Raw genomic sequence first — 15,732 nt, forward strand, 5'->3', positions numbered from 1 at the left:
TGCGGCAACCCGTGCGCTTTTGCGGCCAACGTCCGCTATCGTCCGCGCTTCCTGTCGCCAGCTTGCGGCGCAGGTCCATCGCACCCGTTCAGCCCTTGTCCCGCGCGCCCCGCGCAAAGACCAGGCGTCCGTGGCATGGGTCTGTGGCGCTTTGCGGTGTGTTTCTTCTTTCGCCTGAGGCCCTGTGGTGCCTCCTCGCGAGCCAACCCAGGGCCTGCACATGCCATCCATCATTGACCGCGCCAAGCACCTTCTGCTCCAGCCCCAGCAAGCCTGGGGCACCATCGAGGCGGAGCCCACCGATACGCTCAGCCTGTTCAAGAGCTATGTGATGCCACTGGCGCTCATCCCCGCACTGTGTGGCTTTGTGGGGATGTCGTTGATTGGTTTCAGCGTGTTTGGGGTGTCCGTGCGCGTGCCCCTGGTCTCAGGCCTGGTCAACATGGTGCTGTCGTATGCGCTGAGCCTGGTGGGTGTCTTTGTCCTTGGGCTGATCATTGATGCACTGGCACCGACTTTCGGCGGGCAAAAGAGCCAGATCCAAGGCCTCAAGCTGGCGGCCTACTCCATGACCGCCGCCTTTGTGGGCGGTGTTTTCACCCTGCTGCCTGCGCTGTCCATGCTCGGCCTGCTGGCGGCCTTGTATTCGTTTTACCTGCTCTACACCGGCTTGCCGGTGCTGATGAAAAGTGCCCCGGACAAATCACTGGCCTACACGGCCGTGGTGGTGGTGGCCGCCATCGTGATGGGGCTGTTGATGATGGGGGTCAGCTCCCTTTTCACGCGCTCGCACGGCCCCTCGGTGGCGCTTGGCGGGGCCGGGGGCATGACGGTGAGCACCCCTTCCGGCAAAGTCTCGGTGGATGTCGCAGGCCTGGAGGCAGCCAGCCAGAAGATGCAGGAGGCGGCACGCCAGATGGAGAAAGCGCAAAACAGTGAAGCGCTGCCCGCACAGAGCCTGAAAGCGGCCTTGCCACAGCAATTGGGTGGCATGCCGCGCACCGCACTGGAAGTGCAAGACGGCGCGGCATTGGGCCTGCCCACAAGCCACGCCAGCGCCACCTACACCCAGGGTGACCGGCAAGTGAAGGTGGAGATCACCGATGCAGGCGCACTGGGCCAGATGGCCGCGATGGCTGCAGGCATGGGCCAGTCAGAAAAAGAAGACGAAGTGCGTGTGGAAAAGACCTGGCAAGAGGGCGGTCGCACCTTGCGTCAGCGCTATCACAAGGACAACAGCCACGCAGAGTTCGATGTGGTTCTGAAGAACGGCGTTGTGCTCAGTGCGCGTGCCGACTACATGGATGTGCAGGCGCTGCAAGCCTTGCTGGCGCAGGTGAGCTGGTCCGGCATTGAGGCCCTGGAGCGCAAGGCAAAGTCCTGAACAGCGTGCTGGGTCCTGCGAACTCACATGCGGATTGGCCCACGCATCCGTGGACGGAGCGTGGGTTTGCAGTGGGTCCTGCGCATGGGGCGTGTGCTGGACGTGCCCGCTGGGCCGTCCGCGTTCAAGGCCTTGGCAGTGCGGGCAGCCCGTTACGTACCTGATTGCGCAACGGATCGCGCACCTGAAGCGGCTCGGCCCGCTCCGCAGGCAATACAAACTGGCTGATCAGGTGCGTCAGGTCATTGGCCTGGTGGCGCAGCCCTTCCGATGCGGCAGCAGACTCTTCCACCAGGGCCGAGTTTTGCTGCGTCATCTCGTCCAGCCGCGCCACGGCGGTGTTGATGTCGTGGATGTCGCGGGTTTGCGAATGGGTGGCGGCGCTGATGTCGCTGATCATGCCCGCCACGTTGCGGATCGACTCCACGATATGCCCCATGGTGTGGCCCGCGCCGTTGACCAGGGTGGTGCCGGCTTCCACGCTGTGGGCTGATGAGGCGATCAGCCCTTTGATCTCGCGGGCGGCAGCGCCCGCACGCATGGCCAGCTGGCGCACCTCGGCCGCCACCACGGCAAAGCCACGGCCTGCCTCGCCAGCGCGGGCGGCTTCCACGGCGGCGTTCAGCGCCAGGATGTTGGTCTGGAAGGCAATACCGTCGATCACCCCCGTGACCTCTTCCACCTTGCGCGATGACCGCTGGATGCCCTGCATGGTCTCGATGATTTGGGCCATCGCAGCGCCGCCTTCCTGGGCCACGGCCGATGCCTGGCTGGCCATCTGCTCTGCGCGCTGGGCGGTTTCGGTGGATTGCTGCAGGCGCTGTGTCACCTGCTCCAGCGCGGCCGCTGTCTCTTGCAGGCTCGATGCCGTGCCCTCGGTGCGCTCCGACAGGTCGGCATTGCCCTGCGCCATTTCGTGGGCTGCCAGGCGCACGTTGTGGGCCGAGTGGCGCACCTGCGTCACCAGCGTGCGCAGGGCTTCTTGCATGGTGTTGAGCGCCAGCAGCAGCTGGCCTGCTTCGTCCCGTTCGTGGCCCGCAATGTCCTGGCGCAGGTCCAGGCTGGAGACCCGCTGCGCCGTAGCGCTGGCCACGCCGATGGGGCGCGAGATGCTGCGCACCAGCCACCAGGTCAGCACGCTGCCCAGCAACAGCGCCGCCGTGCAAAACAGGGCCAGCGCCCACTGGGCGTTGTGGCTGCGCTGGGCGATGTGGGCGCCTGCGGCGTCAATGGCGTTGCGCTGCGATTGGGCCAGTTGCTGCAAGGCGCCCAGCAGGGCAGCGGCGCTGGGCTCAAAGCGCTCGGCAAACACCTTGCGGATGCGCTCGGTCAGGCCAAAGTCGCGGGCGGTCACCAGCTCCTTCACGGCGACCTGAAAATCCTGCGCTTTGGTCTGGGTGTCGGTCAGCAAGGCCTGCTCAGCAGGGGCCTGCAGGCGGCTGGCCAGTTGGGCAATCAGGTCGCTGTACTGGGCCTGGGTGCGGCCAATGTCGGCCGCCAGAATCTCGCCCACTTCAGGCTCGGAACTCAAGGCCATGGCCTTGTAGCGCTCGGCATTGATGGACTGCAGTCGGTAGGCGTCGGCCACCAGGCGCTCGGTCACCACGTTGTCTTCGATGGCGTGGCGGGTGGCCGCATCGACCGTGCGCAGCGACCAGATGCCTATGGCCGAGCCCGCCAGCGTGAGCAGCAGAACAGCAATGAAAGTGGCCAGCAGGCGGCGGCCCAGGATGTTGGTGGTGCGTGGGCTGGAATCTACAGAAGCGGTCATGGCAGGTGTTTTTGCCCCCGCTGTGGCGCGCTCGCTCAGCCGCTGGTGGCGGCCGTTTGCGTGCTGGCACGGTGCTGTGCGGGTAGGGGGGCTCAACGGGCAACATCGCCCAGAGGTATTGGGCCTGCCATTTGTGACAATTTGTTTGCTTTTGGCTGGGTCAAACCCGTTGGCACCCCAATGCGCAACGGTTGGATCAGGACCGGGTGAAACTTGGAGTGGCGAGTGGCGCTGGACGTCGGGGTTTCTTGCCCTTCAGAAGGACTTTGGCGGTGCCCTCAGGAATCGGTTTGATCAGCGCCGATCCGTCGCTTTGGAAGCGGTAGTAAAAGTGGATACCGTGCAAGTTTTTCAGCACGCGTATGCACTGGTATTGCAGGACAAAGTGCGCGTCAAACGTGAACGATTCCCGCGTGCGCAGCACTTGCACCTCTCTCCCCATGAGTGCGTAGCCAGGCAGATTGGAAGGCACTGACAAGGCTTTGAGGTGCTGTGAGCCTTGTTTGCGTAACTTTCTTTTTGCAGGCCCGCAAAACAGCCATGCATACAGTGGGCCACCTGCTGCACGCAGCATATGCACGGCAAGCCACAAAAGAAGTTCTGCCATTCGGGTGTCCAAGACCTGGGTCGTTGCAAGGGGCTTGGCCGAAGTCTATACGTAGCTGGTGGGCCGTCGCACGACGGTCAGTCCGGGGCAAATGCGGGGGGCTGACATCCGCAGCGCGCTGCCTACCCGCGCGCAAACGTCACCACATGGTCCACCTGCGCCTTGATGCCGATCCACTCGCCCACGGCGTGGTCGTGGTGGCTGGGCACATGGGCCATCACCTGCAGGCCGCTGCCCAGTTGCAGGGTGTACAAAAACTCCGAGCCGCGGAACGCCTTGCGCACGATTTGCGCCTGCACGGGGGCCTGGTCGTCGTGCACGATGTCGTCGGCGCGCAGCAGCACGTCGCACTCGCCGCCGGGGTAGCTGCTGGGCAAGGGGCATTCGGCCAGGTCGGTCAAATCACCCAGGGGGGTTTGGGCCACTACGTTGCTGCCGCGCTGCACCAGCGTGGCCGGGGCAAACACGCCGTGGCCGATGAAGTCGGCCACAAAGCGGGTGGCCGGGCGGTGGTACAGGGTGTAGGCGTCGTCCCACTGGTGCAGGTGGCCTTCGTGCATCACGCCAATCACGTCGCCAATGGCAAAGGCTTCGAACTGGTCGTGGGTGACGAACAGCGCTGTGGCCCCGGCCGCCTTGAGGATGCCGCGCACCTCGTGTGCCAAGCGCTCGCGCAGGTCTACGTCGAGGTTGGAGAAAGGCTCGTCCAGCAGCATGAGCTGGGGGCGGGGCGCCAGCGCCCGGGCCAGGGCCACACGCTGCTGCTGGCCGCCCGATAGCTCGTGGGGATAGCGGTTTTCGCTGCCTGCCAGGCCCACCAGCTCCAGCACCTCGGCCACGCGCGCCGCTTGCTGGGCACGCGGCAATTGGTGGATGCCAAAGGCCACATTGCGGCCCACCGAGAGGTGAGGGAACAGTGCGTAGTCCTGGAACACCATGCCAATGCGGCGCTGTTCGGGCGGCACGCTGCGCGTGGCGCTGCCCACCACTTCCTTGGTCAGCCGGATCTCGCCGCCCGAGACGGGTTCCAGCCCGGCCACAGCGCGCAGCAGCGTGGTTTTTCCGCAGCCGGAGGGGCCAATCAGCACGCCAATATCGCCCGCATGCAGGCCCAGCGAGACGCCTTGGACAGCCGCCTGTGCGCGGCCCGCATAGCGCACATCGAGTTGGGAGACCTCTAAAAACATGCCGCCATTCTAGGTGGCTGGGGGCGAATGCTTAAAATTCGCATTTGCATCCTTGCCATTGCGGTGCTCACACGGGCTTTGCCGCGCAAGCGGGCGGCTATGGCCGCTGCCTTCTCACCTCGTTTCCACAGATTGTTTGCTTTGCGCCGCAGCCCCTTTGCTTTAAGTTCCCTGGCTTTGATCCTGCTCGCTGGCGTGCTCGCCTTGCCGGTGCTGGCTGTTTTGGCATCCTGGTTGCCTTGGGGGCAAGGCGATGCCCAGGCGGGCAGCATCCTGCGCGAAATGGCCGCCACCGTGTTGCCGGGCTATGTGGTCACCACGCTGTGGCTGAGTGTGATGGTCGCCTTGGGCGCGGCCGTGGTGGGCACGGGCGCCGCAGCGGCGGTGACGCTGTTTGATTTTCCGGGGCGCCGCACGTTTGAATGGCTGCTGCTGCTGCCCTTGGCCATGCCGGCCTATGTCACGGCCTATGCGTACACCGACTTTCTGCAGTTCAGCGGCCCGCTGCAGGTGGGCCTGCGCAACGCCTTTGGGCTGGAGGGGCGCCTGCTGCCCGAGGTGCGCAGCCTGGGCGGCGCGGTGTGGGTGTTCATCTTTGCGTTGTACCCCTATGTGTACTTGCTGGCGCGCACGGCGTTGGGTGAGCGTGCTGCACAGCTCATGGAGGCCGCCCGCCTGCTGGGCGCGCCGCTGCCGCGCCGCATCCGTGCTGTGGCCCTGCCCCTGGCCCGTCCGGCGGTGGCGGCGGGGGTGGCGCTGGTGCTGATGGAAACCCTGGCCGACTTTGGCGTGGCCAGCTACTTCGGCATCCAAACCTTCACCACCGGCATCTACAAAGCCTGGCTGTCGATGGACAACCGCCTGGCGGCAGCGCAGCTGGCTACCATGCTGCTGGTGGTGGTGCTGGCCCTGCTGCACCTGGAGCACCGGGCTCAAAAACGCATGCGCTTTGCCGCCGGGGGAGTGGGGCGTGCGGGCTCGTCCGAGGCGCAGCCGCTGGTGCTACGCGGCGGCGCGCGCGTGCTGGCCTGGGTGGTGTGCGTGGTGCCTGTGCTCATGGGTTTTGTGGCACCCATCGTGTTCATGCTGCGCCCGCTGGCGGCCGATTGGTCGGTGCTGCCGTGGGACCGGTTTGTGGAGTGGGCCTGGCACAGCGTGCGCCTGGGGGGCATCACGTCCGCCATCGCCGTGGCCCTGGCCCTGGTGCTGGCCTTTGCCGTGCGCCGCCGCCCGGATGGGGTGACGCGTGGCGTGGTGCAGCTGGCCAGCCTGGGTTATGCCGTGCCGGGCGCCGTGATTGTGGTGGGTTTGCTGCTGCCCGTGGGCTGGCTGCAGGCGGCGGCGCCGCAGTGGGGCATTGGTGCCCTGGTCACGGCCACAGCGGTGGGCATTGTGTGGGCGTACCTGGTGCGCTTTTGTGCGGTGGCGCTGCAGTCGGTGCAAAGCGGCTATGCGCGCATACCAGCCAGCCTGGACGACTCTGCCCGCATGCTGGGCATGGGGAGTGTGGGGCTCATGGCGCGGGTGCACTGGCCCTTGCTGCGCCGCTCTACCGCTGCCGCCGCGCTGCTGGTGTTTGTGGACGTGATGAAAGAGCTGCCTGCCACCATGGTGCTGCGCCCCTTCAACAGCGACACCCTGGCCGTGGTGGCCTACCAGCTGGCGCGCGACGAGCGCCTGGGTGAGGCCGCATTGCCCTCATTGGCGCTGGTGGCCGTGGGGCTGGTGCCGGTGATCTTGCTGAGCCGTACGTTGCGCAGCAAGGGGTAAATGGGCGGCCTGGAGCCGGTGCGACTTGGCTTTAAGTTGGTGCCTCAGCCGCCGCCAGCCCACCACCATGCCAGTCAGGCTCAGGGCTGCGCCGCCCAGGCACAGCACGATCATCACAGCATCCCACAGGGGGCGGCGCTCCAGCAGGGGCAGCCAGTCCCAACTGTGCAGCATGCCAAACAGCCAGCGGCTGGTGCGCCGGTGGCTGTCGGTGCGGCCCAGCACGGCGCCGGTGTGGGGGTCCATGTGCACCCAGGTGGCATGCGCATCGGCAAACACCACGCGCAGCACCGGCAGGGGCTTGTCGGTGCCGCCGGTCATGGTGTGGGTGGCGCGGTCGTAGTAATGCAGGTCGTAGTCGGTCAGGGTTTCGATGCGTTGTATCGGTGCATCCAGCAGGCGCGTTGCGGCGGCGGCCAGGGCTTCGGGCTCCAGGGTGTAGCGCTGTGCGGTGGCGGCATCCAGCACAGTGGCTGCACTGGTGGGGCCCCAGGCCTGCACCAGGGTGTGGTCTGCGGTGCGCACCCAGCGCAGTTCACGGGTATTCGGGGTGGCGCTGGCCAGCAGGGCCTGCACCGAAGCCAGCGGCGTGTTTGCCGCAGTGCTGATCTGCAGCGCTCCACCGTGCATCGCCGCAGTGCGCAAGGCGGGGGCGCCGCTGTCAAACATCTTCCAGGGGTTCATGGACATGAGGCCGCTGAAGATCCAGGTGATGGTGACCAGCGCAAACAGCAGACCCACCGTATGGTGCCAGCGCAGCATGGCCCCGGGGTAGGGCGAGCGGGCGCCGCTTTTGTAGCGTGGCCCCGCAAAGCGCCAGCGCAGCACGCCAACCACCGTACCCGACAGCGCCAGTACCGTGCCTGCGATGGACAGCCAGTTCACGATGTCGGCCCAGTAGGCGTTGAAGGCGTTGCCGCGCAGGGGGTAGAGCCAATGGATCCAAGCACCCACGTAGTTCCACAGCCGCTCGGTGCGCGGTGCATCGCGCACCACTTCGCCCGTGGTGCCCGAAACGTAGAGCCAAGTGTCTGCCTGATCGGCCAAGGTCAGCACATGCAGGGGGCGGTGTATGTCCAGCGCCCGAGAATGGGTAAACGCGTCTTCGTCAACCCGTCCCAAATAGCGTGGCGCGACCCCCTCTGCGCTGGCAGCAGAAAAAGCGTGGGCCGAAGCCATGGCGTACTCGGCCGTCACCTCACGCAGCGCAGCGCCGGTGTTGGCGTCGATGACCAACGGGGCTGCGTTGCGAAGGCGCTTGCCAAGTATGCCCTCGTCGGGCGCAGCAGGCGTAGCAAGGTACACGGCACGCCCGCCGCTGGCCACCGCCAGGCGCAGCTCTTGCAGTGGGCCTGACACGCCAGCCGCTTGCAGGGCCTGCGCGGGCTCCAGCGCTATGGGGACATCCCGCAGGGGGCGCAGGTGCTCCAGACGCTCGGTGTGCGTGAGCTTGGGGTAGCCCACATACATCATCACCAAGCCAGAGATGAACCACATGGCGAAGAAGCTGCACAACAGCACCCCCAGCCAGCGATGAGCCAGATAGAGCCAGCGTTTGGCGTGCCGCATGGTGACCCCTTGTCCTTAAAACGCGGTGTGCAGTGCCACGTCCAGCGTGCGTGGCGCGCCCAGGTAGACCTGGTCCCGTGTCTCTTCTGCGTAGAGGCGGTCGGTGGCATTGCGCACGCGGCCCGTGAGCGTGGTGGTCTTGTTGATCTTCCAGGCCAGCCCCAGGTCCAGCAGCGTGTAGGAGGGCCAGAACTTGGTGTTGGCGGCGTTGCCATACACCTTGCCTACATGGCGCAGCCCCGCGCTGGCAGTCACTGTGGGGGTGATGGCATACGACGCCCACAGATTGGCCACTTGCTGTGGCACCAGCTGCGGCACGTTGCCCGCGCGCGATACCCCGCCCTGTACAAAGTTCTCATACCGCGCGCGGATCAGCGACAGGTTGCCCTGCAGTTGCCATTGCGGAGTGGGGCGAATGCCTGCTGCCAGTTCGATGCCTTTGGACGACTGCTCGCCCACCAGCACCGTGAGGTTCGGGTTGGATGGGTCTTGCGATGCGATGTTCTTGCGGCGGATGTCAAACACCGCCACCGTGGCGCTGCCCTTGCCACCCCAGAAGTCGAACTTGCTGCCCACCTCGACCTGGCGGCCTGTGGTCAGTTCGCTGTTGTTGCGCACATCGGCAAACGAAGCCGAAGCCAGCGAGCCCGAGGGTGGATCGGCGGCGTTGGAGGCTTGCGCATACAGGTTGGCACCGGGAGCAATGTCCCACACCGCCGCCAGACGGCCCGTGGTGGGGCTGTAGCTGCGGCTGAAAGTGGCGGGCGCAGTGGCTGTGATGGCGCGACGGTTCACCAGGTCCAGTGCAATGCGTTCATGCCGCAGTGCGGTGACCAAATTGACCCCCGACGCAACCAGCGTGCGGTTTTCCAGATACAGCGCGGTGTTGGTGATCTTGTTGTCTTTGTCAGGGGTCAGGGTGGGCGACATGCCAGGAATGTCGAAGAAGTTCTCGGTGGTGAAGTTGTACGGATTGACTGTGCTCACGGTGACCGAGGGGCCGAACGGAAAACGCGTCTGCTTGTTCACGCTCACGTCCATGCCAAAAGCCCAGTCGCTTTTCTTGCCTGCCAGCTGGCTTTGGAACGTGCCTTCCAGTCGGTCACCCACCAGCGTCTGGTCGTGCCGCTGCAGGTAAGACGAGGTGCGGGTGACGGCGGTGTTGGCGGCGTTGAAGGTGTAGATCTCGACATTGCGGTAGTCGCGCAGCGCGTCGTACACATAGAACGTGTTCTTGAGCTGCAGTGCATCGGACATGCGCCACTGCGCGACAGAGCGCAGCCACTGCACGCGATGCTCATACATGCCGTCAGCGCTGTTGTAGTTCTGAAAACGCGTTCCAGGGTCTATGGCCAGGGCGTCCACAGCGGGGTTCAGCACCGGTGTGCCCCAGTAGGGGCGATCCACATGGTCCTTCTGGTACTCGTAGGCCAGCGTGTGGGTGAGGCCACCGCCCAGGTCGGACAGAAGGGAGGTCGCCAGTTGTGTGGCCTGGGTTTGGGTGCCGTGGGTCCAGCTGCCTGCGTCGCGGTGGTTGATGTCGATGCGCACATAGTGTGCGGGGCTCGCGCCTTGCTCGCCGCCAGCAATGCGGCGGTTCAGCCCTACGGACACCTCTTTGAGTCCGTACGAGCCCAGGCGCAACTGTCCTTCGGCAAAGTCGCTGCGCTCGGCCGTCTTGGTGATGTAGTTGATGGAGCCGCCCACGCCGCCCGAGCCGTACAGGAAGCTGGAGGCGCCGCCGATGGCCTCCACGCGGTCGTAGATCCAGCTATCGACCGCACGGGTGGCGCTGCCGTACTGCGGGTTGATGCCGTTGTAGAGCTGAGCCACCGAGTTGGCCGTGAAGCCCCGGTAGTGCGCGGCCATAGAGCCGGGCGCGTTGTGCGCCACCACGCCAGGGATGGCCCGCAGGATCTCTTGCGTGTTCTGCGCGCCGCGTGCATCGATGGTGGATCGGTCCACTACGGTGACAGATGCTGGGTTTTCACGCGCTGTCAGGCCCAGGCGGCTGCCGGTGTCTACGGGGATGTCCAGGCTGAGCTTGCCGTTGGAGGAGGTGGCGGGTTCCACCACCTCCACCGTCTTCAGCATGGGGGCATCAGGAGTTTGTGCTTGGGCTGGCACTGCGGCCAACGCGCAGGTGGCGAGCACCCCCAGGCAAAGAGGTGAAAGGGGCAGGCACGGGAAAGCCGCAGCGCGGCGCGAAGTAAGGGAAGGCATGAAGAGGCACTCTGAAAACGGCAGTGCAGCCACCAGCGGCGCCCAGAATGGCTACCGGGTTTGTTGTAGGGAGCTGCCGTGCAAACGAACGAAGACCTGCGTACCCCCACGGCAATGCCGTCAGGCGCACGCAGAAAGCGAACGGATCAGAGGAGAGAGGGTGGGCCGCGCGCTGGCAGCGGCGCCGCTGTGGCTGCGGCGATGCGCGCTGCGGGCACCGGTTGCACCGCGTGGGCCAGCGGGCTGGTGGGCGGTGGGGGTTGGGCGGGGGACGGTGGCGGGGCCCCGTTGGCCTGCGCACACAAAGGGCAGTCCATGCCTGTCGCGCCCATCTCGACCGCTCCGTCGTCGGTTTGCACCAGCCACTTGATGGCGCCCGAGCCCGAGCAAATGACCTCTAGCGACTGTGGGTGCACCAGTGGCGATGCCACGGACACTCCGATGGAGCCGACAAACCACGCCAGCACCCACAGGCGCACAAGGCGCCAGATGGATAAGGTGCGTGGCATGGACATGGCGGGGGATTATGCCGGGCGACAGGTGCGCCATCTTGCGTTGGCGCAGCGATGTGGCGGTTTGCGGTGCCTATCGGGCGAGTTCTTCGCGCACGGCAGCCACTTGCCTGCGCGACACCGAAAGCACCTCGGTAGAGCCCTGCAATCGCACAGCCCAACCCTCGCCTTCTTCGGGGTCGTAGTGCTTCTCCAGCGCGCGCAATGCGCGGCGGGCCACCAACGCGTTGCGGTGAATGCGCATGAAGCGTGTGCCGTAGCGCGTCTCCAACTCGCTCAGCGAACCATCCATGATGAAGCTGCGGGTGGCTGTGCGCACGGTGACGTACTTTTGTTCGGCTTTGAAGTACAGCACCTCAGACAGAGCCAGCCGCTCGGTACGGCCCCGGTCCTGGATGACCAGGGTCTCGCCCTCGGGCACGGTGGCGATGGCGGCTGGGGTGGCAGGCCGCTGCAGGCGCTGCACTTTGGCCAGCGCTTGCTGCAGGCGTTCGCGGCGCACGGGCTTGGTGAGGTAGTCCACTGCGTCCAGCTCAAAGGCGCTCACTGCATGGTCGGCGTGGGCGGTGACGAACACCACGGCAGGCGGCTGCGGCAGGGCCTGTATGGCGTGGGCCAGGCAAAGGCCGTCTTGCCCCGGCATGTGGATGTCCAGCAGCACCACGTCAAACCCGCGCCCCCCTGTCGGGCTGAGCAGGCCCAGGGCTTCGCCCGTGTTGCTGGCCTCGGCCACGGTGGTGCGCAGGGTGTCGGCGCAGTCGCTCAGCAGCGTGCGCAAGCGGCTTCGGGCCAGGGCTTCGTCGTCAACGATCAGTATGTTCATGGCGCAGGGCTTTTGGAGGTGGGCCTGGGGGCGGGGCGGCGCGGCTTGCGCTGCGCCTTGCGTGCGGCCAGGGTTTGCTCGGCTTTCAGGGCACGGCGCATGGTGCCTTCTACGGGCAGAGTGATGCGCACTTGGTAGAGGCCATCTTGCACCCCGGCGGTGAACTCGCCCTGCACATCGTGCAGCAGCGCCAGGCGGGCGCGCACATTGGCCAGCGCAATGCCGTGGCCGCGCGACATTCCTTCTGTCTTGATGTGTGACGGCGGCAAAGTGTTGGTGATGCGAACCACCACCCGGCTGCCGCGCAGCTCGGTCAGCACCCGCAGCTTGCCGCCGCGCGGGCTCAGCTCGACCCCGTGCTTGACCGCATTTTCCACCAGCGGCTGCAGCAGCAGTGGCGGCAGTCGAGCGGCATCGGTGCGTGGGTCCAGGTTCCATTGCACTTGCAGGCGGTGGCCAAAGCGCACTTCTTCAATGGCCAGGTAGCGCTTGGCCAGGGTGATTTCTTCGGCCAGCGTGACCGATTCGCCCTGCTCGACAAGGGCGTGCCGGAACAGGTCGCTCAGATCTTCCAGCAGCGACTCGGCCTTGGCGGGCTCTTCGCGCACCAGGGCAATGGCGCTGTTGAGGGTGTTGAACAAAAAATGCGGGCGAATGCGCGACTGCAGCTCCGTGAGGCGCGCTGTGGTGGCTGCGGGTGTGCGGCCCCGTGCGCGCAGCACCAGCGCTGCCACCAGCATGGCCGCCAGCAGTGCCCCAGAGGCCGCGCTCGCCAGCCAGGGTGAGGTGCCTGGGGCCACACCAGCCAGCTTGAGCATGGCGCAGGCATAGGCCCCTGCCAGCGCCCCCAGCAACACCCCCGCGGTGTACTGGTGGGCGGTGCCCAGGCGCTGCAGCATCGTTTTCATGCTGCAGGCCGTGCCCAGCCAGGCCAGCGTGGCGGGCAGGGCCCCGCCAGTGATCAGGGCCACATTGGCCAGCCACTGGTAAAAGGTCTCGGCCCCGAACATGGTGCCCACACCCACTACGGCCTCCACAAACAGCACGGCGCGCAGGACCACGCCCAGTTGGCAGGCGTCAAACACCAAAGCCCGTCCTGCAGGTGCTTTGCCCCCTTGCGCAGACGGCTGCGCAGGCCCAAAAGAGGGCGCTTGTGCCGGAGCGGGGGGCGGGGTCGATAAAATTTGGGTGTTTTGCATTGCGGCATCCGGGCAGTCCGGGTGTCTGAACCATCCAATTATTGCCCTCCCATGTCCTCCAGCCAAGCCAACAACGCCGCGTCTGCGCCATCCCACAACCAGCTTGACACCAAGGCCCAGGCCTGGTCTGCGTTGTTTTCCGAGCCCATGAGCGACCTGGTCAAGCGCTACACCTCCAGCGTTTTCTTTGACAAGCGCCTGTGGCAGGCCGACATTGCAGGCAGCCTGGCGCATGCCGAAATGCTGGCAGCGCAGGGCATCATCTCTGCCTCCGACCACGCCTCCATCCAGCGCGGCATGGCCCAGATCACGTCGGAAATCGAGTCCGGCGCCTTCGAGTGGAAGCTGGACCTGGAGGACGTGCACCTGAACATCGAAGCCCGCCTGACCCAGCTGGTGGGTGACGCTGGCAAGCGCCTGCACACGGGCCGCAGCCGCAACGACCAGGTGGCCACCGACGTGCGCCTGTGGCTGCGCGGTGAGATTGATTTGATTGGCGACCTGCTCAAAGAGCTGCAGGTGTCGCTGGTCGACGTGGCTGAACAAAACGTCGAGGTGATCCTGCCCGGCTTCACCCACCTGCAGGTGGCCCAACCCGTGAGCTTTGGCCACCACATGCTCGCCTATGTGGAGATGTTCAAGCGCGACGCCGAGCGCATGGCCGACGTGCGCCGCCGCACCAATGTGCTGCCGCTGGGCAGCGCAGCGCTGGCTGGCACCACCTACCCGCTGGACCGCGAGCGCGTGGCCAAGACGCTGGGCATGGTGGATGCGAACGGCTCCCCCATGGTCTGCCAGAACAGCCTGGACGCCGTGAGCGACCGCGACTTCGCCATTGAGTTCACCGCCGCCGCCAGCCTGTGCATGGTGCACGTGAGCCGTCTGTCCGAAGAACTCATCATCTGGATGAGCCAGAACTTCGGCTTCATCAAGATCGCCGACCGCTTCACCACCGGCTCGTCGATCATGCCCCAGAAGAAGAACCCCGATGTGCCCGAACTCGCACGCGGCAAGACCGGTCGCGTGGTCGGTCACCTGATGGGCCTGATCACGCTGATGAAGGGCCAGCCCCTGGCCTACAACAAGGACAACCAGGAAGACAAGGAGCCGCTGTTCGACACCGTGGACACGCTCAAAGACACGCTGCGCATCTTTGCCGAAATGGTGGGCGGCCAGCTGAACCCTGCCACGGGCAAGAAGGAAGGCGGCATCACCGTGAATGCGCCCGCGATGGAGCAGGCCGCGCTCAAGGGCTACGCCACGGCGACCGACCTGGCCGACTACCTGGTCAAAAAGGGACTGCCCTTCCGCGATGCGCACGAAACCGTGGCCCACGCCGTGAAGGCCGCCACGGCGCACAACTGCGATTTGTCCGAACTGCCCCTGAACGTGCTGCAGGGCTTTCACCCGCAGATCGAAAAGGACGTGTATGAGTGCCTGAGCCTGCGCGGCTCGCTCAACGCCCGCAACACGTTGGGCGGCACCGCCCCGGCCCAGGTGCGTGCCCAGCTGGTCCGCCACCGCGCCCGTTTGGCTTGATTTTTGCAAAGCCGCACCACCACTTCGGGAGCCCTCGCATGACAACGTTCTTCTCGCGCCGCAGCGGCTTGCTGCGTGCGGCCCGCGCCACCCTGGCGCTGGGCGCTGCCCTCACCATGGGGCTGGCCATGGCCCAGTCGGCCAAGCCGGTGCGCATTCTGGTGGGCTTTCCGCCCGGCGGCGGTACCGATGCCATTGCCCGCCTGCTGGCTGAAAAGCTCAAGGACGAACTGGGCATGCCCGTGGTGGTGGACAACCGCCCCGGAGCGGGTGGCCAGATTGCGGCGCAGGCGCTCAAGGCATCGCCAGCCGACGGCCACACGCTGTTTCTGTCGCACGACCACACCATCTCCATCCTGCCCCAGGTGGTGAAGAACCCGGGCTACGACCCGGTGCATGATTTTGTCTCGGTGGGCGGCTTTGCCACGTTTGTGAACGCGTTCGCGGTCTCGGGCGGCACCCCGGCCAAGTCGTTCAACGACTACGTGGCCTGGGTCAAGGCGCAGGGCAAGGGCAAAGGCGCGGTGGGCATCCCGGCCCCCGCCTCCACACCCGAGTTCCTGGTCAAGCTGGTGGGCGAGAAGTACCAGATCGACCTGGTCTCTGCCCCCTACCGGGGCAGCGCCCCCATGATGGCCGACATGCTGGGCAACCAGATCAGCGCGGGTGTGGCCTCGGTGCAGGACTTCATCGAGAACCACAAGGCGGGCAAGGTGCATGTGGTGGCCGTGCTGGGCACCAAGCGCCAGGCCGCCATGCCCGATGTGCCCACGTTTGACGAGCTGGGCCTCAAGGGTTTTGAAGACCTCCCGTACTACGGCATCTACGCCCCTGCAGGCACGCCGCAGAAGTTTGTGGTTGATTTCTCTAACGCGCTGGCCAAGGTGGTGGCCATGCCCGAGGTGAACAGCCAGCTCACCACCATGGGCCTGACGGTGGGCTACATGACGCCCCAGCAGCTGACCACGCGCCAGAACGCCTACACCCAGGCCTGGTCGCGCATCATCAAGAACAGCGGGTTTGTGGCGCAGTGAGGGCGGCGCCCGCTGATCTTGTCGCGTCTTTGTCATGTCTGCAGTGTGTGTCCTCTGCAACAGGCCAGCGGGGCAGAGGTGCTCCGTCCGCTGAGGTCTGCGGCAGAGGTGTCC

12 protein-coding genes are annotated in these 15,732 nt (G+C 65.8%); 4 read left to right on the forward strand and 8 right to left on the reverse strand.

Translation table 11 applies throughout. From position 1 onward, the window contains the following. Positions 1–220: 220 nt before the first annotated feature. Positions 221–1,384: a Yip1 family protein gene (locus CLU88_RS19975; RefSeq protein WP_099659030.1), complete on the forward strand. Its 1,164-nt coding sequence runs from the start codon at positions 221–223 to the stop codon at positions 1,382–1,384. Between the two features lie 124 nt (positions 1,385–1,508). Here CLU88_RS19975 and CLU88_RS19980 read toward each other — a convergent pair whose 3' ends face one another. The 3 genes from CLU88_RS19980 to CLU88_RS19990 form a co-directional block, all read right to left on the reverse strand. Then, the gene (locus tag CLU88_RS19980) at positions 1,509–3,155 is read right to left on the reverse strand and encodes a methyl-accepting chemotaxis protein (protein WP_099658095.1); all 1,647 of its coding nucleotides are present in this window, start codon (positions 3,153–3,155) and stop codon (positions 1,509–1,511) included. A 196-nt stretch (positions 3,156–3,351) separates the two neighbouring features. Further along, complete coding sequence (locus tag CLU88_RS22895; RefSeq protein WP_143226054.1) at positions 3,352–3,762, reverse strand: hypothetical protein; 411 nt, start codon at positions 3,760–3,762, stop codon at positions 3,352–3,354. A gap of 122 nt (positions 3,763–3,884) precedes the next feature. Next, positions 3,885–4,949, reverse strand: a complete 1,065-nt coding sequence (locus CLU88_RS19990; RefSeq protein ID WP_099658097.1) for an ABC transporter ATP-binding protein — start codon at positions 4,947–4,949, stop codon at positions 3,885–3,887. 99 nt (positions 4,950–5,048) lie between these two features. Between CLU88_RS19990 and CLU88_RS19995 the strand changes: the two genes are divergently transcribed. Beyond that, complete coding sequence (locus CLU88_RS19995; RefSeq protein WP_099658098.1) at positions 5,049–6,719, forward strand: iron ABC transporter permease; 1,671 nt, start codon at positions 5,049–5,051, stop codon at positions 6,717–6,719. On the opposite strand, the gene CLU88_RS20000 is transcribed toward CLU88_RS19995, so the two are convergent. The 5 genes from CLU88_RS20000 to CLU88_RS20020 form a co-directional block, all read right to left on the reverse strand. After that, positions 6,648–8,288 (reverse strand): PepSY domain-containing protein, encoded by a 1,641-nt coding sequence (locus CLU88_RS20000; RefSeq protein ID WP_099658099.1) that lies wholly within the window; start codon positions 8,286–8,288, stop codon positions 6,648–6,650. The genes CLU88_RS19995 and CLU88_RS20000 overlap by 72 nt on opposite strands. A gap of 15 nt (positions 8,289–8,303) precedes the next feature. Then, a complete protein-coding gene (locus CLU88_RS20005) occupies positions 8,304–10,511 on the reverse strand; it encodes a TonB-dependent receptor (protein WP_099658100.1) in 2,208 nt (735 codons plus the stop codon). A 146-nt stretch (positions 10,512–10,657) separates the two neighbouring features. Then, positions 10,658–11,020, reverse strand: a complete 363-nt coding sequence (locus CLU88_RS20010) for a DUF2946 family protein (RefSeq protein ID WP_369827699.1) — start codon at positions 11,018–11,020, stop codon at positions 10,658–10,660. Between the two features lie 76 nt (positions 11,021–11,096). Continuing rightward, the gene (locus CLU88_RS20015) at positions 11,097–11,846 is read right to left on the reverse strand and encodes a LytTR family DNA-binding domain-containing protein (RefSeq protein ID WP_099658102.1); all 750 of its coding nucleotides are present in this window, start codon (positions 11,844–11,846) and stop codon (positions 11,097–11,099) included. Next, the gene (locus tag CLU88_RS20020; protein WP_099658103.1) at positions 11,843–13,045 is read right to left on the reverse strand and encodes a sensor histidine kinase; all 1,203 of its coding nucleotides are present in this window, start codon (positions 13,043–13,045) and stop codon (positions 11,843–11,845) included. Before CLU88_RS20020 ends, CLU88_RS20015 begins: the two co-directional genes overlap by 4 nt. A 51-nt stretch (positions 13,046–13,096) precedes the next feature. Here CLU88_RS20020 and argH point away from each other — a divergent pair, with 51 nt between their 5' ends. Further along, positions 13,097–14,584 (forward strand): argininosuccinate lyase, encoded by a 1,488-nt coding sequence (argH, locus tag CLU88_RS20025; protein ID WP_099658104.1) that lies wholly within the window; start codon positions 13,097–13,099, stop codon positions 14,582–14,584. 38 nt (positions 14,585–14,622) lie between these two features. Next, positions 14,623–15,618: a Bug family tripartite tricarboxylate transporter substrate binding protein gene (locus CLU88_RS20030; protein ID WP_099658105.1), complete on the forward strand. Its 996-nt coding sequence runs from the start codon at positions 14,623–14,625 to the stop codon at positions 15,616–15,618. Positions 15,619–15,732: the final 114 nt, after the last annotated feature.

It is taken from the genome of Acidovorax sp. 56, assembly GCF_002749705.1.
Taxonomy (GTDB): Bacteria; Pseudomonadota; Gammaproteobacteria; order Burkholderiales; family Burkholderiaceae_C; genus Acidovorax.

Bases quoted from the DNA above. Each gene is read 5' to 3' on its own strand.
- CLU88_RS20015 (WP_099658102.1), bottom strand. From the start codon at position 11,846: ATGAACATACTGATCGTTGACGACGAAGCCCTGGCCCGAAGCCGCTTG.
- CLU88_RS19990 (WP_099658097.1), bottom strand. From the start codon at position 4,949: ATGTTTTTAGAGGTCTCCCAACTCGATGTGCGCTATGCGGGCCGCGCA.
- CLU88_RS19995 (WP_099658098.1), top strand. From the start codon at position 5,049: ATGGCCGCTGCCTTCTCACCTCGTTTCCACAGATTGTTTGCTTTGCGC.
- CLU88_RS20030 (WP_099658105.1), top strand. From the start codon at position 14,623: ATGACAACGTTCTTCTCGCGCCGCAGCGGCTTGCTGCGTGCGGCCCGC.
- CLU88_RS20010 (WP_369827699.1), bottom strand. From the start codon at position 11,020: ATGCCACGCACCTTATCCATCTGGCGCCTTGTGCGCCTGTGGGTGCTG.
- CLU88_RS19980 (WP_099658095.1), bottom strand. From the start codon at position 3,155: ATGACCGCTTCTGTAGATTCCAGCCCACGCACCACCAACATCCTGGGC.
- CLU88_RS19975 (WP_099659030.1), top strand. From the start codon at position 221: ATGCCATCCATCATTGACCGCGCCAAGCACCTTCTGCTCCAGCCCCAG.
- CLU88_RS20020 (WP_099658103.1), bottom strand. From the start codon at position 13,045: ATGCAAAACACCCAAATTTTATCGACCCCGCCCCCCGCTCCGGCACAA.
- argH (WP_099658104.1), top strand. From the start codon at position 13,097: ATGTCCTCCAGCCAAGCCAACAACGCCGCGTCTGCGCCATCCCACAAC.
- CLU88_RS20000 (WP_099658099.1), bottom strand. From the start codon at position 8,288: ATGCGGCACGCCAAACGCTGGCTCTATCTGGCTCATCGCTGGCTGGGG.
- CLU88_RS22895 (WP_143226054.1), bottom strand. From the start codon at position 3,762: ATGGCAGAACTTCTTTTGTGGCTTGCCGTGCATATGCTGCGTGCAGCA.
- CLU88_RS20005 (WP_099658100.1), bottom strand. From the start codon at position 10,511: ATGCCTTCCCTTACTTCGCGCCGCGCTGCGGCTTTCCCGTGCCTGCCC.